General features: G+C 52.1%; 22 protein-coding genes. 8 read left to right on the top strand and 14 right to left on the bottom strand.

What is annotated here, in order from left to right; all coding sequences use genetic code 11:
• Positions 1-278 precede the first annotated feature (278 nt).
• Positions 279-1,958 carry an electron transfer flavoprotein-ubiquinone oxidoreductase gene (locus tag PsWM33_RS00590; RefSeq protein ID WP_063298843.1) on the top strand — a complete coding sequence of 560 codons (1,680 nt, stop codon included), beginning with the start codon at positions 279-281 and terminating at the stop codon, positions 1,956-1,958.
• A gap of 504 nt (positions 1,959-2,462) precedes the next feature.
• Here PsWM33_RS00590 and nadC read toward each other — a convergent pair.
• The 4 genes from nadC to PsWM33_RS00615 form a co-directional block, all read right to left on the bottom strand.
• Positions 2,463-3,329, bottom strand: coding sequence for a carboxylating nicotinate-nucleotide diphosphorylase (gene nadC / locus PsWM33_RS00600; RefSeq protein ID WP_063298845.1), 867 nt, complete (start codon positions 3,327-3,329; stop codon positions 2,463-2,465).
• Positions 3,326-4,960 (bottom strand): L-aspartate oxidase, encoded by a 1,635-nt coding sequence (locus tag PsWM33_RS00605; RefSeq protein WP_063298846.1) that lies wholly within the window; start codon positions 4,958-4,960, stop codon positions 3,326-3,328. The genes nadC and PsWM33_RS00605 overlap by 4 nt, the downstream gene beginning before the upstream one ends.
• A gap of 107 nt (positions 4,961-5,067) precedes the next feature.
• Complete coding sequence (nadA, locus tag PsWM33_RS00610; RefSeq protein ID WP_063287254.1) at positions 5,068-6,189, bottom strand: quinolinate synthase NadA; 1,122 nt, start codon at positions 6,187-6,189, stop codon at positions 5,068-5,070.
• 313 nt (positions 6,190-6,502) lie between these two features.
• On the bottom strand, positions 6,503-7,195 hold the full coding sequence (locus PsWM33_RS00615) for a hypothetical protein (RefSeq protein ID WP_063298847.1): 693 nt from the start codon (positions 7,193-7,195) through the stop codon (positions 6,503-6,505).
• Between the two features lie 318 nt (positions 7,196-7,513).
• Between PsWM33_RS00615 and PsWM33_RS00620 the strand changes: the two genes are divergently transcribed.
• Both PsWM33_RS00620 and acuI read left to right on the top strand, forming a co-directional pair.
• Positions 7,514-8,776: an MFS transporter gene (locus tag PsWM33_RS00620; protein WP_063298848.1), complete on the top strand. Its 1,263-nt coding sequence runs from the start codon at positions 7,514-7,516 to the stop codon at positions 8,774-8,776.
• 107 nt (positions 8,777-8,883) lie between these two features.
• Positions 8,884-9,903 (top strand): acrylyl-CoA reductase (NADPH), encoded by a 1,020-nt coding sequence (gene acuI, locus PsWM33_RS00625; protein WP_063298849.1) that lies wholly within the window; start codon positions 8,884-8,886, stop codon positions 9,901-9,903.
• Positions 9,904-10,121: 218 nt separating this feature from the next.
• On the opposite strand, the gene PsWM33_RS00630 is transcribed toward acuI, so the two are convergent.
• The 5 genes from PsWM33_RS00630 to ygfZ form a co-directional block, all read right to left on the bottom strand.
• Positions 10,122-11,279: a cell wall hydrolase gene (locus tag PsWM33_RS00630; protein WP_063298850.1), complete on the bottom strand. Its 1,158-nt coding sequence runs from the start codon at positions 11,277-11,279 to the stop codon at positions 10,122-10,124.
• A gap of 508 nt (positions 11,280-11,787) precedes the next feature.
• Positions 11,788-12,813, bottom strand: coding sequence for an NUDIX hydrolase (locus tag PsWM33_RS00635; RefSeq protein WP_063298868.1), 1,026 nt, complete (start codon positions 12,811-12,813; stop codon positions 11,788-11,790).
• Between the two features lie 20 nt (positions 12,814-12,833).
• Positions 12,834-13,358, bottom strand: a complete 525-nt coding sequence (locus PsWM33_RS00640; RefSeq protein ID WP_063298851.1) for a tyrosine phosphatase family protein — start codon at positions 13,356-13,358, stop codon at positions 12,834-12,836.
• Positions 13,358-13,999 carry a YfbR-like 5'-deoxynucleotidase gene (locus tag PsWM33_RS00645; RefSeq protein WP_063298852.1) on the bottom strand — a complete coding sequence of 214 codons (642 nt, stop codon included), beginning with the start codon at positions 13,997-13,999 and terminating at the stop codon, positions 13,358-13,360. The genes PsWM33_RS00640 and PsWM33_RS00645 overlap by 1 nt, the downstream gene beginning before the upstream one ends.
• Positions 14,000-14,149: 150 nt before the next feature.
• Entirely contained in the window at positions 14,150-14,992 is an 843-nt protein-coding gene (ygfZ, locus tag PsWM33_RS00650; protein WP_063298853.1) for a CAF17-like 4Fe-4S cluster assembly/insertion protein YgfZ, read from the bottom strand.
• 322 nt (positions 14,993-15,314) lie between these two features.
• Between ygfZ and PsWM33_RS00655 the strand changes: the two genes are divergently transcribed.
• Both PsWM33_RS00655 and PsWM33_RS00660 read left to right on the top strand, forming a co-directional pair.
• A complete protein-coding gene (locus PsWM33_RS00655; protein WP_063298854.1) occupies positions 15,315-16,577 on the top strand; it encodes a DUF3419 family protein in 1,263 nt (420 codons plus the stop codon).
• A gap of 28 nt (positions 16,578-16,605) precedes the next feature.
• On the top strand, positions 16,606-17,346 hold the full coding sequence (locus tag PsWM33_RS00660; RefSeq protein WP_057464874.1) for a class I SAM-dependent methyltransferase: 741 nt from the start codon (positions 16,606-16,608) through the stop codon (positions 17,344-17,346).
• Positions 17,347-17,410: 64 nt separating this feature from the next.
• Here PsWM33_RS00660 and PsWM33_RS00665 read toward each other — a convergent pair whose 3' ends face one another.
• Positions 17,411-18,076, bottom strand: a complete 666-nt coding sequence (locus PsWM33_RS00665; RefSeq protein ID WP_208981731.1) for a hypothetical protein — start codon at positions 18,074-18,076, stop codon at positions 17,411-17,413.
• Positions 18,077-18,246: 170 nt separating this feature from the next.
• Between PsWM33_RS00665 and PsWM33_RS00670 the strand changes: the two genes are divergently transcribed.
• Positions 18,247-18,879: a LysE family translocator gene (locus PsWM33_RS00670; RefSeq protein ID WP_208860099.1), complete on the top strand. Its 633-nt coding sequence runs from the start codon at positions 18,247-18,249 to the stop codon at positions 18,877-18,879.
• 116 nt (positions 18,880-18,995) lie between these two features.
• Here PsWM33_RS00670 and PsWM33_RS00675 read toward each other — a convergent pair whose 3' ends face one another.
• The 4 genes from PsWM33_RS00675 to PsWM33_RS00690 form a co-directional block, all read right to left on the bottom strand.
• Positions 18,996-19,271 (bottom strand): hypothetical protein, encoded by a 276-nt coding sequence (locus tag PsWM33_RS00675; RefSeq protein WP_014284380.1) that lies wholly within the window; start codon positions 19,269-19,271, stop codon positions 18,996-18,998.
• Positions 19,272-19,534: 263 nt separating this feature from the next.
• Positions 19,535-20,014 (bottom strand): TIGR02301 family protein, encoded by a 480-nt coding sequence (locus PsWM33_RS00680; RefSeq protein WP_063298855.1) that lies wholly within the window; start codon positions 20,012-20,014, stop codon positions 19,535-19,537.
• A 232-nt stretch (positions 20,015-20,246) separates the two neighbouring features.
• Complete coding sequence (locus PsWM33_RS00685; RefSeq protein WP_063298856.1) at positions 20,247-20,660, bottom strand: NUDIX hydrolase; 414 nt, start codon at positions 20,658-20,660, stop codon at positions 20,247-20,249.
• A complete protein-coding gene (locus PsWM33_RS00690; protein ID WP_063298857.1) occupies positions 20,657-21,166 on the bottom strand; it encodes a hypothetical protein in 510 nt (169 codons plus the stop codon). The genes PsWM33_RS00685 and PsWM33_RS00690 overlap by 4 nt, the downstream gene beginning before the upstream one ends.
• An 86-nt stretch (positions 21,167-21,252) precedes the next feature.
• On the opposite strand from PsWM33_RS00690, the gene PsWM33_RS00695 reads away from it, so the two are divergent.
• Positions 21,253-22,020: an SOS response-associated peptidase gene (locus tag PsWM33_RS00695; protein WP_063298858.1), complete on the top strand. Its 768-nt coding sequence runs from the start codon at positions 21,253-21,255 to the stop codon at positions 22,018-22,020.
• Positions 22,021-22,071: 51 nt separating this feature from the next.
• Positions 22,072-22,680 (top strand): SDR family oxidoreductase, encoded by a 609-nt coding sequence (locus PsWM33_RS00700; RefSeq protein ID WP_082826822.1) that lies wholly within the window; start codon positions 22,072-22,074, stop codon positions 22,678-22,680.
• The last annotated feature ends 29 nt before the right edge of the window (positions 22,681-22,709 follow it).

The raw sequence follows: 22,709 nt of genomic DNA on the forward strand, positions 1-22,709 counted from the left end.
GCAACTGTCCAATAGAAAAACGAGAATGGGCTAACTCAATGGGGAACAGTGTAAAGTGGTTCACGTTAACTTGGGGAAATTACAATAATTCCTTAAGGTGTAGATAGATTTTTTGATGGGGTACCTGACGGAATGCACCTTAAAACGCATTGCGCTATAGTATCCGCTCAATTACACAGAGACTAAATAAAGTTTTGACACTTGAGGTGCTGGAAAATAATGCGCTGCCACATCATTTGACGCGAAATGAAGTGGATAAAGTGTAGAGGGAGAATAATATGTCTGAAGGGGAAACTCTGGCAGAGCGCGAATCCATGGAATTCGACGTTGTGATTGTAGGTGGTGGTCCTGCAGGTCTATCAGCGGCAATCCGGATTAAGCAGCAGGCTGCGAAGAAGGGAGAGGAAATTTCCGTCGTCGTGCTCGAAAAGGGCTCTGAAGTTGGCGCTCATATTCTGTCTGGTGCCGTGATTGATCCAATTGGCATTGATCGCCTGATCCCTGACTGGCGTGAAGACGAGAGTGCTCCGATCAAGACACCTGTCACAGCAGACCATTTCAATCTGCTTGGCCCTGCAGGTTCCCTTCGTCTGCCAAACTTCCTGATGCCGAAGCTCATGAACAACCACGGCAATTACATTGTGTCTCTGGGCAATGTCTGTCGCTGGCTCGCAGAAAGAGCAGAAGCGCTCGGCGTGGAAATCTATCCAGGCTTCGCAGCAGCTGAAGTGCTTTACGACGATTCCGGCAAGGTGATCGGCGTTGCAACGGGTGATATGGGCGTTGCGCGTGATGGGTCTCATAAAGATGGCTACATGCGCGGCATGGCGCTGCTCGGCAAGTACACGTTGATCGCCGAAGGTGTCCGTGGCTCGCTTGCAAAGACGCTGGTAGACAAATTTGACCTTGATCGCGACAGTGATCATCCGAAATTCGGTATTGGTATCAAAGAGCTGTGGGAAGTAGACCCATCCAAGCATAAACCGGGTCTGGTTCAGCACTCCATGGGTTGGCCGCTGGACGGTAAAACTCAGGGCGGTTCTTTCCTCTACCATCTGGAAGACAATCAGGTTGCTGTTGGGTTTGTTGTGAACCTCAACTACCAGAACCCGTATATCTCTCCGTTTGATGAGTTCCAGCGTTTCAAAACTCATGCGGGTGTGAAGGACGTCTTTGAAGGCGGTAAGCGCATTTCGTACGGTGCTCGTGCCATCTCCGAAGGAGGATATCAGTCCGTACCGAAGCTGTCTTTCCCAGGTGGTCTTCTCATCGGGTGTTCCGCTGGCTTCGTTAATGTGCCGCGCATCAAAGGCTCTCACAACGCTGTTCTCTCCGGCATTCTGGCTGCGGATATGGTCGTTGAATCGCTGGGCCGTGGTGAAGCACACGAAGAGCTGGACCAGTTCGACGGCGCATGGCGCAATTCCGAAATCGGCAAGGATCTCTGGAAGGTACGCAATGTAAAACCATTGCAGACAAAGTTCGGCAGCTTGCTGGGCATGGTCTTCGGTGGCCTCGACATGTGGACCAATGAGCTGATGGGCTTCTCTTTCTTCGGCACCATGAAGCACGGCAAAACCGATGCTGCGAGCCTCAAGCCGGCGAAGGATTGCAAGAAGATCAATTACCCGAAACCAGACGGGAAGATCTCCTTCGACAAGCTGTCCTCTGTCTTCCTCTCCAACACCAACCACGAGGAAGACCAGCCGATCCATCTGAAGCTGCGCGACGAGACTTTGCAGAAGCTTTCCGAGCACGATGTCTACGCTGGTCCGTCGAACCGTTATTGTCCCGCTGGTGTGTATGAGTGGGTAGAAGAAAACGGCGAACCACCACGCTTCCAGATCAACGCTCAAAACTGCGTTCACTGTAAGACCTGTGACATCAAAGACCCGAACGGCAACATCACCTGGACCGTTCCGGAAGGCACAGGCGGACCGAACTATCCAAATATGTAAGGTGTTGGATAAGATCAGAATAAGAAATAGGCCCGGTCATCAGATCGGGCCATTTTTAATGGTGAATAGGTAGAAGAAAATCCTATCTTGATGATTAGCATTAAGCTCGTAAGAGAGACTAAGATGGATACTTCTTGATAAGAAGTACCTTTTCTTTTGTCGCTGATGTGAGAATGCCTAGAGCAAAGCAGAGAAATTATGAATTACATTGTTCTCTATGTAGTGAGCATTTTAATGGCTATATTCTTTTATTTTATGTGCTCATTTGGTGCGAATATTCAGAATATTTCTAAAAAGAAAGAAGAAGATAACAAGTTATATAATTTTCTTCAGTTTTTTACGGATAAGATTTGCTATCATTTGAATATTAAGAATACTGCCACCAATAAAGCTGCAGTTAATCTCGCAATATGCGCAGCAATAATTTTGTTTGGTCGGTTTTTTATCGCAAACGTTGGGCCTCTAGTGAGCAGTTGACTTTGTAGAGGCCAAACGCTCTAACGTCTAGCCGATCTCAATATCAAGCCCCAGATCCAGAATAGGTGCGGAGTGCGTGATCCAGCCGGAGGAGATGATATCAACGCCAGCTTCCGCAATCGCCTGAATGGTCGAAAGCGTAATCGTGCCAGAGGCTTCCAGCACAGCTTGCCCCTTGTTGATCTCAACCGCCTGCCTCAAAAGATCAGGCCCCATATTGTCCAGCATCACCACATCAGGTTTGGCCGTGAGGGCTTCCTTCAGCTGATCGAGTGTATCCACCTCAACCTCAATGCGCACAAGGTGTCCGGCAAAAGCGCGGGCACTCTCAATCGCGGGGACAACTCCACCGGCAACGGCGATGTGGTTGTCCTTAATCAGGATTGCATCATCCAGACCAAACCGGTGGTTCATACCGCCGCCACAGCGCACCGCATACTTCTCGAAACTACGCAGTCCCGGAGTGGTTTTTCGGGTGCAAACCACTTTTGCGTTGGTATGTGAAATTTTGCGTTGAAATGCGTTCGTAGCGCTCGCAATGCCTGAAAGGTGGCTTAAAAAGTTCAGGGCCACACGCTCCGCCTCCAGCAGTGCACGAGCGGGACCGTGAATGCGGGCGATAATGGTACCCGGCTCCAACTTATCCCCGTCCTGCGCCAGCACGATAACATCGAGAGTAGGATCAACCTGACGAAATGCGGATAGAGCCAGATCAATGCCAGCCAGCACGCCATCCTTACGAGCCGCAATCACACCCGTTGCAACAGCATCAGCCGGAATGGTCGCTTGCGAGGTGATGTCACCTGCGCGGCCAAAGTCCTCAAGCAGGGCAGCTTTGACAGCATCGTCGACCATGATCAACGAAAGCTCAGGCAATGAAGACGGGCGGCTCATAGCATATCTTCCTCTTCAACAGCCTGCTGGCCAACATCGCTGGCAGCAGCCTCGTTTGCCAGCTTCTCAATTTGTGCAAGCTTCACAAAGGAGCGCTTGGCAGCCTCCGCCTTCTGCGGGAAGTCAGAACGGAAATGACCGCCACGGCTTTCTTCGCGAAGCAGAGCAGACCCTGTAATCAGCTTGGCTGCAATCACCATGTTGAGAATGGAGTCGCGGCGGCACAGCGTCTCAGCGTTCTGCAATCGTGCAAGCGTCCTTGTCAGCCCTTCTGCATCACGAACCACACCAACATGGCGGGACATAGCAGAACGAACCATGGAAACAACGGCACGTTCCTGCGGATTGCGTGTGGAGGCCTGATCATCAACATCATCGATTTCAGCCCAATGATGCACCCGGTGATGCGGCATGAGGGCCTGAATGTCTTCTGCAATGCGACCTGCAAACACAACAGCTTCAAGCAAGGAGTTGGATGCCAGACGGTTGGCACCATGTGCCCCTGTCGCCGCAACTTCACCTGCCGCCCAAAGGTTGTCGACAGAGGTCCGGCCAGAAGCATCAGTCAGAACACCGCCCATGTGATAATGCGCCGCCGGAGCAACTGGGATCAGGCCATTGATCGGGTCAATACCAGCCTTCTCGCAGGCTGCATAAACGCGGGTAAAGTGCTCAGGGAAGCTTGCCCCAATGGCCTCTCGGCAATCAAGGAAAGCACCACGGCCAGCCGCAAGTTCTGTATGGATCGCGCGCGCAACAATATCACGAGGGGCCAGCTCAAGATCAGGATGGATGCCATCCATAAAGCGATGACCGTCATTGTTAACGAGGATCGCACCATCACCGCGGATTGCTTCACTTGCAAGCGGGGCAGGGTCCTGCTCAACATTGAGAGCTGTTGGATGGAACTGAACAAACTCGGCATCAGAAACCAGCGCACCTGCACGGGCAGCCATCGCAAGGCCATGTCCGTTTGCTTCACCCGGATTGGTGGTTGTTGAATAAAGATGGCCAACACCACCGGAGGCCAGCACAACAGCTTTTGCAGGAATGGTAATGCGCTGTGTCCCGCCGCGGCGACGCGCAGTAATGCCGGTGACATACCGGCCTTCTGCGATCAGCTGACAGCCAATGTATCCTTCGATGATGCGGATAGACGGTGTCTTGTAGGCCGCATCAACAAGCGCCTGCATAATGGCTTCACCAGCCATGTCACCACGCACACGCACAACACGGTGGCTGGAATGGGCAGCTTCGCGGGAAAGAGCCAGCTTGCCAGCAAGGTCTTTGTCAAAGGGCACGCCATAACCCAGCAGATCGTGAATGCGGTCAGACGCTTCACGGGTCATACCTTCAACAATGGCTTCTTCGCAAATGCCGTCGCCTGCCGTCAGCGTATCCTGCGTATGGGCGGAGTGGTGATCACCCTCGGCCACAGCAGCAGCAATGCCACCTTGTGCCCATGCAGAAGAGGTGCCACCGCCAATGGGCGCGTTGGTCACAATGGTCACTGGCCGCGGAGCAAGCTTGAGCGCGCAAAACAGGCCAGCAAGGCCACCACCTAAGATAACAACATCATCCACGCCGTTCAGAGCAACAGCAGGGGCGAGAGAAGAACCGAACTGAGACATTTCAGAGATTATTCCAGACTATGGGGACCTGATCTAAAAGGCCCGCTGCCGTTAAAGGCAGCAGGGTGCACTGAAGACTTTTCAATATGCCAGCTACACGAAAGCCTCTAGTTCTTCAAGTTGATCATGCGTTCTACGGAGGCACGAGCGCGATCCGCCACACTTTCATCAACAATCACTTCACCAGACATATCGAGCAAACAGTCCAAAATTTTGGTGAGGGTGATGCGCTTCATGTGTGGGCACAGGTTGCAAGGGCGAATGTAGTTCACGCCAGGTGTGGAGGAGGCAACATTGTCCGCCATGGAGCACTCGGTGATCATCATCACCTTCTCAGGGCTGTTGTCCTTCACCCAGTCAATCATATGAGAGGTTGAGCCAGCAAAGTCAGCTTCTGCAACAACTTCCGGCGGGCACTCTGGGTGCGCAATGATCTTCACATCAGGGTCAATGGCTCGGTAGTCGCGCAGCTCTTCCGCCGTAAAGCGCTCATGCACTTCGCATGAGCCGGCATAGGTCAACACATCAACATCAGTCTGGTTGTTCACGTTGGCTGCAAGGTACTGATCAGGGATCAGCAGCACCTTGTCAGTGCCCATGGCTTCAACAACCTGAACCGCGTTGGAAGAGGTGCAGCAAATATCGCACTCAGCCTTCACATCGGCGGAGGTGTTGACATAAGTGATGATCGGAACGCCCGGATTGGCTTCGCGCAGCTTTCGTACATCTGCACCTGTGATGGATTCTGCAAGGGAGCAACCTGCATCCATATCCGGGATCAAAACGGTCTTTTCCGGAGACAGGATCTTGGAAGTCTCAGCCATGAAGTGCACACCGCACTGAACGATAACCTGAGATTCAGTCTTCGCAGCTTCTTTCGCCAGCTGCAGGCTGTCGCCAACAATATCAGCCACACCGTGGAAGATATCCGGGGTCATATAATTGTGCGCCAGAATAACGGCGTCGCGCTCTTTCTTCACTTTGTTGATCGCAAAAATCAACGGGGCAAGAGCAGCCCATTCAATCGCAGGAATGAAGTCCTTTACCTTCTCATAGGCCTCTGCTGTCGCTTCTGCGACCTCAGGCGTGTAGGCAAGGTCTGGACGCTCCAAAGGGGTATACTGTTTGGGCGCTGGTGCGCCAGCTTGAACAGCAGCACCCTCAATGCCGGCAGTAATGTCATTGACAGCAAGGCTGTCTGCTTCAGCGAATGTAGTCGTGGCGGACATGCGCTATCCCTTATTCTGCCGGCCTGGAACCGGATTATACTCAATGTGAGTATAAGGGGTATATAAAAAAACACGGCCACAATGCCGATGCCAACCCTTATGCTCATTTTGAGTTTTTATAGACCTCTTCCCTCGCGTCGACAACCTATTCTTTTGCCGGATGCATATGATTGCTGCGTTTAAGCTCGATTTAGCCTTACTGAGTAATCACTTAATTTCCTAAATTTGCAGGGTACAAATGAGAAAAGCCCGACATTTCCGCTTAATCAGAGGAAATGCCGGGCTCACATCACTTGAGAGCAGAAAAGGGCTTTTACTTGGCTGGGACGTAGCTGGATGGGTTACCATCAGCGCCCTGATTGACCATGTAGTACTGGTTCTCACCGCTGTCGAACACGAGGAAACCATCCTGATCAGCAGGCTTGGTCTGTGTGCCCCATGGAGATTGAATGATCACTTCAGCAGCTGGGGCATAACCGATGGCAGACATGCGAACCATCTCAACGGGAACGGTCTTCAGTGCTCCCGTCAGGCCTGCGTCTTTTGCATTAAACAGCGCAAGAACTTCCGGAGCCATATCCAGACGCTTTACAAGGCGGGTGTTTTTGGCTGCGACTTCTTCCAGACCAACCATCTCGTACTTGGAGGTGAACGTCTCTTTGCCAATCACGTAAAAATCAGGGCCGGTCTTGCTCATTTGTAACGCAACCACAGAGCCAACGTTCTTGGCGATGTAAGCATCATCGTAGCTGGTGGAATCTACAGAACCTAGTGGGCCACGGATCGCTTCTGGCAGGTCTGCCAGTGTGTCGCCAGTAATCTTCCAGCCGAGGATTGGACGGTCCTTGATGTAAAGCTCTTTGGCAGGTGCATGCTTTTCAACGCGTGCAGTCAGCTCAGCCTGGCTCTGCACATCGTCTTGTGCAGAAGCTGCCAAAGGTGCGCTTACAGCAAAGGCAAGCAGGCCTGCAGCGAGTGTTTTTCCGAAAGAAAATGAGTAGGTCATGGTCGGCCCCTAAATGTTGACGGGGGAATTAGGTCAGGACCCAAATCAAAGTCAAGCGACCCCGCTAGTTTCGCTAGCAATTTGAAATATATTAGTATTCTCACATATGCCTGCATTTGATCAGAGATAGCTTTCTAGCAAAATGCCTTAGGGATAAAGACTCATTCCAATTGCTGATGGATGACCTAAGTAATTTCAATTATTGCAGAACGGAAAATTAGATTAAACCTGATTATTCCCCGCTGCTCAGCGAAAAACGGACACCATTGGTCCAGCGTCTGGCCGAAACTCTCTGCCGGATGCAGGAAAGGAAATTGCATGTCTCAAGCGACCCAGGTCGAGAACCAATCCTCTGTCCGGCGCGGCCCCAACGTCCCGCTCATAATCATCAGCGGATGTATCATCGGCATTCTCTCGTTTGGACCACGGGCAACCCTTGGATTGTTCCTGACGCCCATGTCCTCAGAGTTTGGCTGGGGCAGGGATGTGTTTGCTTTTGCGCTGGCACTTCAAAACCTTGTTTGGGGTGCTGCACAGCCTTTCGCTGGGATGATGGCAGATAAATTCGGCACAGGAAGAACTCTGGTGCTCGGCGCGATCATCTACGCCATCGGCCTCTATCTTATGAGCCTGTCAGACACGCCACTCTTACTGCAGGTCTCCGCAGGTGTTTTGATCGGTCTGGGTGTCGCCTTCACATCCTTCTCGCTTGTTTTGGCTGCCTTCGCGCGGTCTGTTCAGCCCCAATACCACGGCATCGCCTTCGGCATGGGCACAGCTGCCAGCTCCTTCGGCCAGTTTCTCTTTGCACCGCTGGGCCTGGGCCTGATCGAAAACTATGGCTGGTCCAGCGCACTGATCTATATGGCAGCTGTCGTCGCCATCGTGCCCCTGTTCGCTTATATCCTGCGTGGCCGTTCCGCAGCTCCAGCTGCTGGCAGCTCTGCCAACCCGCAGGACAACATGACCCTGTCTCAGACATTGGGTCTGGCCTTCAAAACCAGAGACTACATCCTGCTGGTCTTCGGCTTTTTCGTCTGCGGCTTCCACGTGGCTTTCATCACCGTGCACATGCCGACCTTCATTGTGGATCAGGGCTTTGATGTCTCCGTCGGTGCCTGGGCGCTGGCTTTGATCGGCCTGTTCAACATTGTTGGGTCCATGTCCTCCGGTGTGTTGGGGTCTCGTGTGCCGAAGCAGTATCTGCTCTCCTTCATCTATCTGGCCCGCGCCATCGCAATCACGCTTTACATCACACTACCAATCTCAGAGATGTCGACACTGATCTTCGCAGCCACCATGGGCATTCTGTGGCTCTCCACCGTTCCGCCAACTTCAGGGCTCGTCGCTGTCATGTTTGGCCCGCGTTATATGGGAACGCTGTTCGGCATCGTGTTCTTCTCTCACCAGATTGGCTCCTTCCTGGGAGTGTATCTGGGCGGTGTGCTTTATGAGCGCAGCGGCAACTACGATGCCATCTGGTGGCTCGGAATCGCACTCGGTATTTTCGCGGCCATCGTGCACTGGCCAATCCGTGAACAGTCTGCCACAGCAGGGCGTCTGGTAGCTAAGCCTGCGTAAGACGCCTATTGGGTGAACTAGCTAGGTTTGTCAGTGTGTTACACCGGAATATTGCCTAGCGTTATTTTCTTGCCTTATGGCCTTCCTTCTGCCAGCTTTCATGCAACATGAATTGGCGAGAAGGATTGGCCATGAGCGAGTTTGATGCCCTTTGGATTGAAGCAGATGAAAGCGGCCGTAAGCCACTGCCTGCCAAATGGAACAAGGTGACCGTTGATCAGCTCTCTGCAGGAGACGTGACGGTCAAAGTCACGCACACCACCATCAACTACAAAGATGGGATGGCCCTCGCAGGCGCACCGGGCATCACCCGCAAGTTCCCCATGGTGCCGGGTATTGATGTGGTTGGCGAAGTGCTCACCAGTCAAAGCGACGGCTTCAAACCGGGCGATCAGGTTCTCCTCAACGGCTACGGTGTCGGTGAAGTTCACACCGGCGCCTACGCGCAAGTCGCCCGCTTGAAGTCTGAATGCCTTCTGCATCGCCCGGAAGAAATCTCAGCCGCCCGTGCAGCCGCCATTGGCACCGCAGGTTACACAGCCATGCTCTGTGTGATGGCGCTGGAGAAATACGGCCTGACACCGGATCACGGTCCGATCGCGGTCTCTGGTGCATCCGGTGGTGTTGGATCAGTTGCAATCAGCCTGCTCTCTAAACTCGGCTTCGAAACCATCGCCTTCACAGGGCGCACCGAGGAAGCTGACTTCCTCAAAGGCCTCGGCGCAACAGAAGTGCTCGATCGAGCTGAGCTGGTTGAAAAAGGCAAACCACTTGGCAAAGAACGCTGGGCTGGCGCGGTTGATGTTGCGGGCAGTCATACACTCGCGAACCTGCTGGCACAGGCCAACTACGGCGGCGCTGTTGCTGCGTGTGGTCTTGCTCAGGGCATGGATCTTCCAGCATCCGTCATGCCGTTCATCCTACGCGGTGTTGCTCTGCTCGGCGTGGATTCCGTAATGGCGCCAATGGCTCTTCGCGAACAGGCTTATCGCCGTCTTGTGCAAGATCTTGACCTCGCCAAGCTGGACACCCTGTCAGAGACCATCAAACTGGCAGATGTCGAAGAACGTGCCGCCAAGCTTCTAAAAGGGCAGGTGCGCGGACGCACAATCGTGGAAGTCGAGTAAAGCAGGCACACTCTTCTAGAGCGCATTCCGTTTGATTGGATCTAATCCAGCGGCACGAATTCGCTCCAGCAAGGATGTGAGCGCGCGTTCTCTGTAAATGTAAATGAACACGTCGTGCTCTTAAGGCAAAAAGAAACCCCGCATCAGCCAGTCGCCGGTGCGGGGTTAAAATTGGAGCGGTCAGGCCACCAAATTCTTCTCACATATGAGGTCGTGGATTAGCTCCAGCCACCTCGGTAGGTCTTGTAGAAGATGTGCTTACCAATGCGCTTTTTACGCTGCATGGTCGGTGCCCAGTTCGGGCGAACGTAAGTTGCATGGTAATGAGTAGAGGCATCAACAGCCGGAATGCTCACTTCACCCTTTACAATCTGCTGCGCGATCTTCTTCGCTTTGGCCCAGGGACCAGCTTCAGTCACACGCTCAGGAATGCCATCACACGCGAACGAGAACTGGCAGGCGTTCTTCATGCCTTTGTTCTGATAAACCACACCACACACTGTGTTCGGATAAGCTGGGTTCTTCAGACGGTTGAGAACAACCTGCGCAACGGCAATCTGCCCGTCACGAGGTTCACTGCGCGCTTCAAAATAGATCGCCTCAGCCAGACAGCGCATTTCCTTCTTGGATTTTCTCACAGAGCTCGGCAATTGGCGCATGTACCACCAGTGCGGATTGGTCTCTGAAGTAGAGGCCAGCTCTTTGTCTGAAAGTCTTGGCTTGCCGGAAGGCGTAATCGAAACTTTGGGCTTGCTCAACAGCGCATCAAACGGTGCTTTGTTGGTTTGCGGTGTGGCTGGAGCATAAGCAGTTGCCAGAGCAATCTCGTTTTGCTTGGCAATAGAAAGGGTCGCTGGCTTAACTGTCTTCTGGGCAATTTGCTTGCGGGCAGCAAGTGCTGCACGGCGTGCCGCCTTGCCGAGTGGAGACGTGTCCGCCTGCCCATTGTTGTCGGCAAGACCGGCCAGTGCATCCCCACCGTAATGACCATTGAACGCCATTTGCGGCAGCTGGGAAACAAATCTGTCGGAGCTTTTCGGTTTGCCTGCATTTTGAATGAAAGCCACAACACGGCTCGGCAGAGTAGTGACGAGCATGTCACTCTTGCCGGTGCGGTTCACCGCATGGCGCTGTGGAGTTTTCTTCTCAGGAGCTACGAAGTACTTTGCAAATTTCTGGCTATCCCGTGCGGAGACAGATTGCATCCATCGCGGCGTTTCCTCGTCGAGGTTTCCGGTCAGTGCCGGAATATCCTGCAACGCTACTGGAGATGCAGCAAAGGTTCCAACTGCAAGCCCTGCAGCTAGAATTGGGTACTTAAAGTACATGAGGACAGCACGGCGTCCTGCATTCTTCTTCATCCCATGGCCTGACATACGCAATCTACTCCAAATCAACGCCCAAAAACTCAGCGTCTCTCACTCCCTGAAAAGGGAACCCCAAACTCTGAGATCGACAGGATGAAGAAGCCCGATAAAACACTCCCGCCCGTCACTTTTCCAGATGAGTGCATTTTTCGCTTTTAACCTTGATATAAAGTTAAGCCCGCCAAAACCCCAGTTATTCTGCCACAGTTCACGCCGCTGACAGCCAGCATATGGTTAATATGCAGGGACGGTACTCACCAAAAAACTAGGGCTATTTCATGTCTGGGTGGATTTTTCAGTTGGCCAAAAATCATAGGAAACAAAAGGCTTCATGCAGGAAATGACACCTGTGATATCTTGGTGTGGCTGTAGGATATCAACACAATCAAAATCTTAACAAGATTAACCATAAGGCTCCCTGTTAAATCCACAACTCCGTTTTTCCTATGAATTTTTGCCGAGAAAAAACTCAAAAAAATTGTAGATAACCTTACGTCACTTAAGGCGAAAATGTGAATCAGAGCAAGCTAACGCGCAATCCCGGGGCCGGGCGCTCTTTCAAAATGTCTCTTCTGAACCGATAAAGAGCTGCTGGACGCCCACCCGTCGCGGTTGAAGTTCTGCCAGTCTGCTCAACCAGCTGTCCCGTTTCCACTAAACGGCGGAAGTTCTGTTTGTGAATATGCCGGCCAGAAATCGCCTCTACCGTCTGCTGCAGATCGGTCAGGGTAAACTCAGGTGGCATCAATTCGAAGACAACGGGTCGATACTTCAGTTTTGCCCGCAACCGGGAAAGTGCCGTTGCCAGAATACGGCGGTGATCATGGGCAAGGCCCTCGCCAAGGTCTGGCAAGGTGCTGCGTTCCAGTGCAGTTGGCTGTTTATCGCGCAAGGCCTCACGCATAAGACCGGAGCCATAAAGCAACTCGTAACGGTCCAAAACGCGTTCCTCATCCCATTTCAGAGAGCCCACACCAAAGGCGAGCTGATAACGATCTTTCCGGCTCAGCTCATGGTAGGTCTTGGCATCATCGTCCGGGGCCTTGCTGAAGGTCTCCATGCTGGGATGAATAATCTCTTCCAGCATCTTCGGCTGACCGCCACGCCAGTCTTCCCAGGGAAAAAAGTCATACCAGGGACGCCAGCGAGCACCTTGTCTGGCAAGCAGCCGCTCAGATTCTGGTGTCTGGCGTGTCAATGCCAGATAGCCGACAGAAACCATATGCGGTTCACCAACCCGCGCCAGAGAATACCTGTCGCGGTCACCAAAGGTGTAAAGCTGTTCCACATGGCCAATATGAAGGGCAGTCTGTTCTTCAACAAACGCACGCAAACCCAGCTCAAAGGTGCGGTGTACGCGTGGGTCAAACGGGCCGGAGGGCAGGCCAGACAACTCGTCAGGCACTTTTTGCGGCACAGTCAAAACAAAGGGCACTTTGTCTTTTACGGAAACAATGACAGCACTCAGACCAATGCCAAGCTGGACAGGCTCCATGTCAGCACCGCGTTGGGCTGCATTTCCTGTTTCCACTGCATTGCTCATCAATGTTTGCTCCGTATCCGTCATGCCAGTTCAACAAGTGCGGCAGGATCAAGCGAGAACAGGTTGCCCTCAAAAGTCTCTGCACCACGACCAAGCTCGATGATTGATTGTATCATGCGCCCATTTCGCTGCAAAAGAGTGTCTGCCAAAGAGATAAGCAGCGGATTGGGTGTGGCTACAGGAGAAACCTGGCGCAAATGTTGGGCCAGCGCACGTTCATCTGTATCCGGCATAATCGCACAGGCAATGATGTAGGCAGCAGCTGTAGACCGGCTGACACCGGCCCAGCAATGCACCAGTAAAGAGCCGTTCCATGCAGCATCACGGGAAAAATCCAGCAGTTGCTCCACATGCGTCGCATCGGGGGCAAGCAAACCTTCACGTGCTTCAGTAATGTCGTTGAACTCCAGCACCAGATGGTGAGCAGGCTTTGTCTCAGAAGGCAAGATCACCTCTGTTCCCGGAGAAACGAGAGAAAGCACATGGCTCGGCTTTGCTGAGGTCAACGTGTCTTCCAGCTTGGAAAGTGGACAGACATGCAGCATCAGCGGCCTCCAGCTTTCTTGCGAGCGTCATCAAGCTCAGCAAACCGGGCCAGAAAGACCTCTTGCGCATCCTTGGTTGGCAGCGGCTCAATGCTTATTGCCAAAGCGTCAAGTTGCTCCGCTGTAACCTTTGCAGGCTTTCCGAAAATCTTGTCAGCTTCTTCCTTGCTAAAGCCCGCCAAATGGATTGCTTCCAGATAGGCGCTGATAATGTCCGCCTTCTTGGCAAGCTTGGCAATGCTGACTGGCAAGTCGGGGGGCAGATTAAATGCTCTGTGAATGGCATGGTGCAGCCGCTCTTCAACGGCCTTGTAGGTGCCACCCATCACGTTCTTGAAAGGGGAGATCATATCCCCGATCACATACTCAGGCGCGTCGTGCAGCAAGATTGCCATACGCCATTGAATATCAAGATCAGGCTTGAGCATCAGCGCAATCTCTTCCACCACCACGCAGTGCTGGGCAACAGAGAAAGCATGATCTCCAATTGTTTGCCCATTCCACCGTGCAACGCGCGCAAGGCCGTGCGCTATATCAGAGAGTTCCACATCCAACGGAGACGGATCAAGAAGATTAAGTCGTCTGCCAGAAAGCATCCGCTGCCAGGCACGGGGGGAAGATGAGGAAAGCTCTGCACACATTAGTCAATCAAGCCAGTCGTCAAGGTTAAGGTGGTGTCTACAGTGTATTTCCGAAAAGTGGAAACCGGTTTTCGGATAAAGATACGCATAACAAAGGCTAAAGCAGTTCATGTGTTCCAGCTTAAATGCGAACTGCTTTAGCTGTGTCTCTTAATCAGATGAAGGCCAGTTGAAACTTGCCCATTCTTGAATGGAAGGGGTGAGGGGAACACCATCACATGTCAGCGATACACCTGCATCCATCGCAATTTTCACACGGTCCAGTCTCAGCAGGGCGAGCCCATCCGTATCCTGCGAAGAGCCCAATGTTCCAACGCTCTTCTCTCCAGCCAAAACATCGCTACCAGCGGCAGGAAGCGCACTTTCAGCGGAAACTTTAATGATGCGCTTGCGGGCCGTTCCGCGGTGCTTCATGCGGGAAACAACCTCTTGCCCGATAAAGCAACCCTTGGAGAAAGCCACTCCGTTGAGACTGTCCATGTCCGTATCATGCGGAAACACGTCTGCCAGCTGAAAGTCCAGCCCACTTTGCGGAATGCCAAGTTGGATGCGGTGCGCATGATAGTCAGCTTCTGAGGCAGTCTCTGCAGCTTCGCCAGAGGAAACATAACGAACACCCATGTCAGCATGGCGAGGATCGCGCGGTTTATCCGCTGGCAAATCATCTCCCCAGTCTGCGATCACAAGCATGGTCTCATCAGCAGGTTCCACAGTCACCTTGGCGCGAAGCTTGTAAAAACCAAGACGCTTGGCAAACGCATCAAGTTCATCAGCGCTCACATCAATCAGGAAGCCACCCGTGCTCTCATCTGCAAACACAATGAAGTCCCAGAGGATCTTTCCCTGAGGCGAAAGAAGAGCACCAAATGCGCTGGATGTCGCACTAATCTCGCTGATGTCACAGCTGACGAGATTTTGCAGAAACTCCTTGGCATCTTCGCCAAAAACCTTCACGAGCCGACGCGAAGTGAGAATGGTACGTTGTGATGCCATGGGTCCGTCCTTCCAATGAATAAAACAACAAGAGTGTTTCATAACCCATCAGCTATGCGCACACCACGGAAAAAGAATAGTTTCTGTGGGTGACGAGGGAACTCCTCGCCTGCGCCCTGACACCTGCATGTGGGAGGAAAATCGCAAAATATGAGGCAGGTAAATAGAAATGTAAGTGCACTGAGTTGTTTACCAGAACATTCCAGTATTACCGCGTTTTCAAGACCTTTTTGCAATTACGATCAATGTTCTGACGTCGCAAAACTGTCGTGTGCGTGAACTAACTCTTTCTCTCGATTGATTTCAGTTCTTGATTCTGGAGATGCACGTGACATCAACTATCAGGCAGTCAAAGAAACGTTTGGATCGTGCAGTACATCGTTCAAAACTGATCTCCATGGAAGGCGTGCTGGAGCGTCTGTTCACCTTCGCATTTAAGGGGCTGGTTTATCCGCAAATCTGGGAGGACCCGGAGGTGGATATGCAGGCATTGCAACTCAAACCTCATTCGAAAATGGTGACAATCGCTTCCGGCGGCTGCAATGTCATGTCCTACCTCACAGCAGACCCGCAGGAGATTACGGCAGTCGACCTCAACCGTGCACATGTGGCTTTGAACCGCCTGAAATTGACCGCGCTGGAAGAGTTCCCCGATTACGAGACGTTCTATCGGTTCTTCGGTGAGGCTGATGAAAAAGCCAATATTGCCGCCTATGAGAAGTATCTGAAGCCTGCCATTGACCCGGAAACCATGGCCTACTGGGAAGGGCGCGACATGACGGCGTGGGGCCGCAAGCGCATCACCCTGTTCTCACGAGACCTCTACCATCACGGCATGCTCGGCTACTTCATCGGTCTCGGTCACTTCATCGCAAAGATCTACGGCGTTGACCTGAGCAAAATGGCAGACGCAGGTGACCTGAACGAACAGCGATCATATTTCGACAAGGTTCTGGCGCCGCTGTTCGATAAACGTCTGATCCGCTGGGCAACCTCCAAAAAGATGTCGCTCTACGGGCTCGGCATCCCCCCGGCACAATATGAAAGCCTTGCAGCAGAAGGCGGTGGCAATATGGCGGGCGTTCTCAAACAACGCTTGGAAAAGCTGGCCTGCGACTTTCCAATGGAAGACAATTACTTCGCCTGGCAAGCCTTCACTCGCGGATACGCGCCCTCTCAAACACACAGTGGAACCGGTCTTTCCGGCCCTTTGCCGCCCTATCTGAAGTTGCAACACTTCCCGGAAATTCGGAAAAGAGCCTCTCATGTGCGCGTTGTTAATCGGTCTTTCACAGAGCATCTGGATAATCAGGATGCAAACAGCCTTGATGCCTACGTCCTGCTCGATGCGCAGGACTGGATGACTGACAGGCAGCTGAACGATCTATGGGCAGGAATATCCCGAACGGCACGACAAGGAGCGCGCGTCATCTTCAGAACGGCTGGCGAGCCAAGCATTCTGCCGGGGCGGGTCAATAACGAAATACTGGGGCAGTGGACCTATGAGGCGGCTGAAAGTGCACGCCTCAACAAGCTGGACCGCTCCTCTATCTACGGTGGTTTCCACCTCTACATCTATAACTGAACAAGAATAAGCATGTGAGGGAAGTGAAATGGCGAATGTAAAGTCCTCAGCCTCACTGATGGATAAAATCTATAAGAACCAACGGCATTTTTATGATCTGACCAGAAAGCATTACCTTCTTGGCCGGGATCATTTGATCAAACATTTGGCAGCACCGCGTGGCAGCACAGTGCTGGAGCTCGGCTGCGGCACTGGTCGCAATCTGATTGAGGCAGCAAGAGCTTACCCGACCTGCCAGTTCTTTGGCGTCGATATCTCAGCAGAAATGCTGAAGACCGCAGAGGCCAACATTCACAAAGCGGACCTGTCTCACCGGATTCATCTGGCTCAGGGTGATGCAACGAGCTTTGATCCGTTCGAAAAATTCGGCATCGACACATTCGACCGTGTCTTCCTGTCCTACTGCGTCTCAATGATCCCGCCATGGGAAGACGCTCTGCGCAACGGCACAAAGCTTCTGGCAAAAGGTGGCCAGTTGTCTGTTGTTGATTTTGGTCAGCAGGAAAAACTGCCCGGCTTGTTCAAGCTGATGCTCAAGAAGTGGCTCGGCAGGTTCCATGTTTTACCGCGTGAGAACTTTCACGAAGTCATGAAAGGGCTGGCCGACGACAACAGAGCCAAACTGCGGTTCCTGCCTCTGTACCGTGGTTATGCCTACTACGCGGAACTCGACAGCAGCTTTTACACCCGCTTCATGGAAAAGCCTGAGCAGATGGACCTGCTGAAAGCGGAAAACGAAAGCCACCGCGAAATCCGCAAGGCGGGGTAACTGAGCAAAGAAAAGCCCACCAGAGCATCTGATGGGCTTTCATCAATCGGTCATTGAAGACAACTTAGTCTCCGGCAATAAAGCTCCGCACATCCCCATCCTTGGAAATGCCAAGGCGATAGAAGGTCCATGCGCCATAATCCAGCATCTCAAAGTAATCGGCTGCAGTGACGATCTGGTACATCTCAACCTTCTGCGAAGGCGTCAGATCATGCAAAGGGTAGCGGGCAAAATAAGGCCAGATGTAAGTCTCTTCTTCCGTTCCCTCATTGAGCCGCAAATATCCGGCTGTCACAATATCCAGTAGGATTGCAAGGATCTCGTGCCCTTCACCATCACCAGAGCTGTCTTTCAAAAAGCTGACCGGATCGCGCACAGGTGTGAACGAGAGTTCCGGTGGTTGCTCTTGCTTGGCAAACAAAGGCGCCAACGCAGCAACATTGCCGCTGCGAGCAATCTTGATCAGTGTCGCGCGAGTTGCTCTGACAGCCTCCGGCAATTCTGTATCGTCATAAAAGACGTCCAGCTTTGGTAACGGAGGTTCCTCTGCAAACTCACTGTCCAGCGCATCTTCACTGCTGGTATCTCTGTTGAAACCTTCATCAAGCAGAGGAAATTGTTCAGCCTTGGGGCGTTGGATGCGAATCGTTTCGGTCTTGATAGCCTGTGTTGCAGCCATAGCCGGAGCTGTAGTGCAAAGTAACCCTATGATGAGTAGGCGAAAATACATGAAGTGCTCCGAAACGGATAAGAGGCGCGTGCTTTGCCCTTAGTTTAAGGGCTTGTTGGGAATCAAGGAAGAAACGGACCCTAACCTATGCACAAGCTAGAGAGCCTTTAGAGAATTTATAGGAAGATCTGACAGGTCTTCTGCGTAGTTGGGAAGTTTGGATTAAAGCATTGAATATTGAACTCTTCATTACAGGTATGATTATCGGGCTCGTAACGTCTGCACCGATTGGCCCTGTAAACGTGTTGGCAATCAGAAGGGCAGTGCATTACGGCTTCCTTCCAGGCCTCATTGCTGGCTTCGGGGCAGTCCTGGCCGACGGTGTATTTGCAACCGCCGCTGCTTTCGGCGTGACAGCGATATCAGAGTTCGTTGAACGGCATGAATTCTATATCCAGACCATAGGCGGGCTTCTTCTAATCATCTTTGGCATTGTTGTGTTCCGCTCTCATCCGCACCTGAAGGGGGGGAGCGATGGTGGTCCAACGATCTGGCGCGGTATGATTGTCTCCTTCGCCATGACGGTGACCAATCCGGGCGCGATCCTGGGCTTTATCGCTATTTTTGGCTCACTGGGAGAACATGCGCCCGAGAAGGGGGACTATGTCGGTGCTTTGGCACTCGTGCTGGGCGTGTTGACTGGTGCGCTTTTGTGGTGGGCTTGCCTGTCGGCGCTTGTGTCTAAGCTGCGAAATCGCATGAATGACAACTGGCTTTCCACCATCAATCATGGTGCAGGCATCATCCTACTGCTTTTTGCAGCGCTCATCCTTGGCAAGGTCGCAAGTGATTTGATTTTCTAGAGTGCGTTCCGTTTATTGGATTCAAGCAAACGACAAGAATTCGCTCTAAAACACCGAGCTGGAATCAAAAAAGCCCCGATCAATCGGGGCTCTTTGAAAAAACAGCTGTGCTGAAATTAGTGCAGACGACGTTCCAAAGAGTAGTCACCACGCTCAACGCGCTGTGGCAGTTCCTGCGCAAATTTGGAAACAGCTTCTTCTCCGTAAAGAGAAACCAGATCCATCATTGCAGAGAACAGCGCAGCATGCGCAAGAGCTGTACTGTCGATGCCGTGGGAAAGACCATCCTCCCAAGCTTCCTGAATGAAGCTCAGAGCCAGTCGGCGGATGTCTGCATCAGATGCATCGATCTCTTCTGTGAATTCGCCGGCGATAGCGTCGTCCTTGATCATGCTGGCTCTCATGTCCCTCTATGTGCTGCTTCTTGTTATTTGCCGTTACATGTAACGGGCAAACGAAAACAAATGAAGCGTCGCATGCCTTATCTGTTAAACGGAAGTTAACACGCAAAACGGCAGGAACAACCGACTCACTGATGTTTTGGTAAACTCGTCCAGAGCTTCTGTAAGTTATGGTTAATATTTGTGGCGAAGCCGAGTTATCCAAAAAACACGCAATAATTGTCTGTGGAAAACGATTACAACCGGCTTTTCTATCAATCGCGGCTGTACTTGCCCGTTACTTCTTGGGTGATAATTACACCTTCATCGGCGAATCTGCGAGAGGCTTCAACAGCCGCTGGAGTGCAGGTTTGATAGACCGATGCGAACCCCCGATAGCTCTGATTAAACCGCTCCACAAGACGCCTGCGTCTCAGCTCGTTCTGCACTTCTGCACCCAACAAGGAGTACATGCGCTGGCGCCATTCGTCCGCTTCATCATGACCGCAAAGCGGGCGCAAATAATGAAGGGCACCAAGAATCTCTGAGAGGCGGATAAGTTGTTGCTCGTAGGGAGGTTCTTTTAACTCTGGCTGAACGGGTTGGCCTGGAGATTGCGGGGAGCTTTGAGCGAATGCAGCAGGGGCCGCAGCAACACTCAAAAGCATCAGACCAAGGCAAATCCCTCGGCCAGTCGGCCAAGCAGGTTTCGCAAAGATACGTGTCCAACCTTTAAGTCTTGCAATGTCAGTCAAGCTAGATCCCACAGCATGCTGGTTGCTTCAGATTCTCTAAGGATGGCCGTCTCCCGGCACTCTGTCCACTATGGAACCTTGGGGATTTCCGGTTTTCCCTTGTTGCACAGCTGGCTGCTGGACAGATGCTTAAGCGTATTCCCGAAAAGTAGTTCCGGTTTTCGAATAAGAATACGCGTAGAAGTTAAAGAGTGAGAGCTTGATGCGTGAATGCAAATGCACGCGACCCGCTCTAACTACATCTTAGAAGGTTCAAAATGTGCTGCTGCATGCCGGGTGCAAGAGGCAGGTTCATGGATTCTTCCCAAGTGTACCAGCCAAGTTCAGCGGCGTCAGAGCGTGCTTCTTCCTCACCAGTGACCTGGGTACAGCTAAAGACATGAATGCGATATTGCACCTTGCAGTCTTCCGCAGAAGGGTAGGACACCGTCCATTCGTTCAGGTCTGATGCGCACAAAGATGTTTCTTCTTTAAACTCTCTTTGCGCGGCATCCTTAAGGTTTTCACTGGGAAAAACCTTACCGCCGGGGAAACTCCAGAGGCCTTTGGACGGCGATTGGGCTCGCTTTACAAGCAGAACTTTGTTGTTCTGCACACAGGCAACGCTGGTTGCCTCAATGTAGTCCGGAATAATTTTTTTGCTCATGAGAACAGGGCGTCAACATCCGCTTGAGTGCTTTCCTCAGTGCTGATTGTCTCATCCGGCAGATGCCCATGGATGATCGACCCTGCTTGCGAAAGCAGCGGTCGAATGACGGTAACGGCTTTATCCTGAACGATTTGCAGCAGTTCACCTGTTACTTCAGCAGAGCCAAGCATTTTTTGTAAGGAGATAACTTCCTGATCAACTTCACCAATACACTTCTCCAGTGCAGCCCGAAGCGGCAAATCAACAGCTCCGTATGCGCGAATAGCCAATTCTTTTGCTGAGAATTTAGAGGCACTGAAATGTGTGATATAGTCAGCCGGTTCCCAGGCCAGAACATCTTCTGCGCAATCGGGAATATCAGGAAGCATTTCAAGAAGCATAACAACCTCATTGAAATGATTGAGATAGTCAGTTGCAAGGCCCGTGGATGGATTGATGTTTGCATGCGTCAAAAGCTCAGGAGAAAGTTCTCCTACGCCGATTTTATCGCAGTACATATCCATTGCAGCCTCCCAGCTTCCTATCTGTCGCGCGGAACCTATCTCTCGATTGGTTGCAATTTTACTAAAATGCAAACAGAGTAATCTGCATGTGTGGTAGATATAGCCTGTCAGCGTCTCCGGAAGAAGTCAAAGCGTTGTTTGATTATGCCGAACAGCCGAATTTTCCACCGAGATACAACATAGCACCGACTCAGCCAATTGCACTCGTAAAACACGAAAATGGTGGGCGCCACTTTGGGTTAGCACGATGGGGCTTGGTCCCATCATGGGTCAAAGACCCAGCAAGTTTCACGCTTTTGCTCAATGCCAGAGCCGAAACTTTAGAAGAGAAACCCTCGTTTCGTGCAGCCGTTCGTCACCGTAGATGCTTGATACCTGCAAATGGTTTTTACGAGTGGCAACGCAAGGGTGCGGCAAAGCAGCCCTATTGGATCGCACCAGCCGATGGACGCCTTCTTGCCTTCGCAGGCCTGTGGGAAACTTACTCCCATCCTGATGGTGGAGACATTGATACCGCTGCTGTAATCACGGTTGAGGCCAATGGGACGGTGAAGCCAGTGCATCATCGCATGCCCGCAATCATCCCTCCAGAGCATTTCAATGACTGGTTGAGTAACGGAACTGTGATGTCACGGGACGCAGTTAAATTGCTGCAACCTGTGGATGATGGGTTGTTAATTGCAACGCCGGTCTCAACACGTGTGAACAGCGTGACCAATGATGACCCGTCTTTATGGGAGCGGGAGGTCATTCCAACTCCTCCTCTGCCACTCAAAACACCAGCCAAGCCAAAACCCCAAAAGAAGGTTGCAGGTGGCTCTTCGGGAAACAACGGGCAGTTAGACTTGTTTTAGCCTCTGCACAACATACTCAGGCCAACACCATGAGACTATGAGGGATAAACGATGTTGGCGTCGCTTAAAGGGAAATCTGTCATTATTACGGGTGGCTCCCAAGGGATCGGCTTGGGCATCTCGCTGGCTTTTGCCCGTGCAGGTGCCTTTGTCACCATCGCTGCGCGTGGAGAAGAAGCAGGCGCCAACGCTGTAGAGGAAATCGCTCTGGCAGGTGGGGCAGGACAATTCCTTCAGTGTGATGTCACCCAGTGGCAAGCGGTCAAGGCCATTGTCGATGAAACGGCAAACGAAAACGGGCTGGATGTTATATGCGCCAACGCAGGCATTTTTCCAAAGCAGACGATTGAGGAGATGGAGCCCGAGCAGTGGGATCATGTGCTTGATACAAACTTGCGTTCCTCCTTCTACTGCGTAAAGGCAGCCCTCCCACATATGAAAGAAGCCAGGCAGGGGCGGATTATCCTCACCTCGTCAATTACTGGCCCGATTACAGGGGATGCTGGTTGGGCTCATTATGCTGCGTCCAAAGCAGGACAACTGGGTTTTATGCGAACAGCCGCCTTGGAGTTGGCCCCTCACAAGATCACAGTGAATTCGGTTCTGCCCGGCAATATCAGGACAGAAGCGCTGGATGACCTCGGTGATGCGTGTCAATGAGCGTTCAAAATTGATCCGGCATCATCATT

This window comes from Pseudovibrio sp. WM33, from assembly GCF_001623165.1.
GTDB lineage: Bacteria > Pseudomonadota > Alphaproteobacteria > Rhizobiales > Stappiaceae > Pseudovibrio.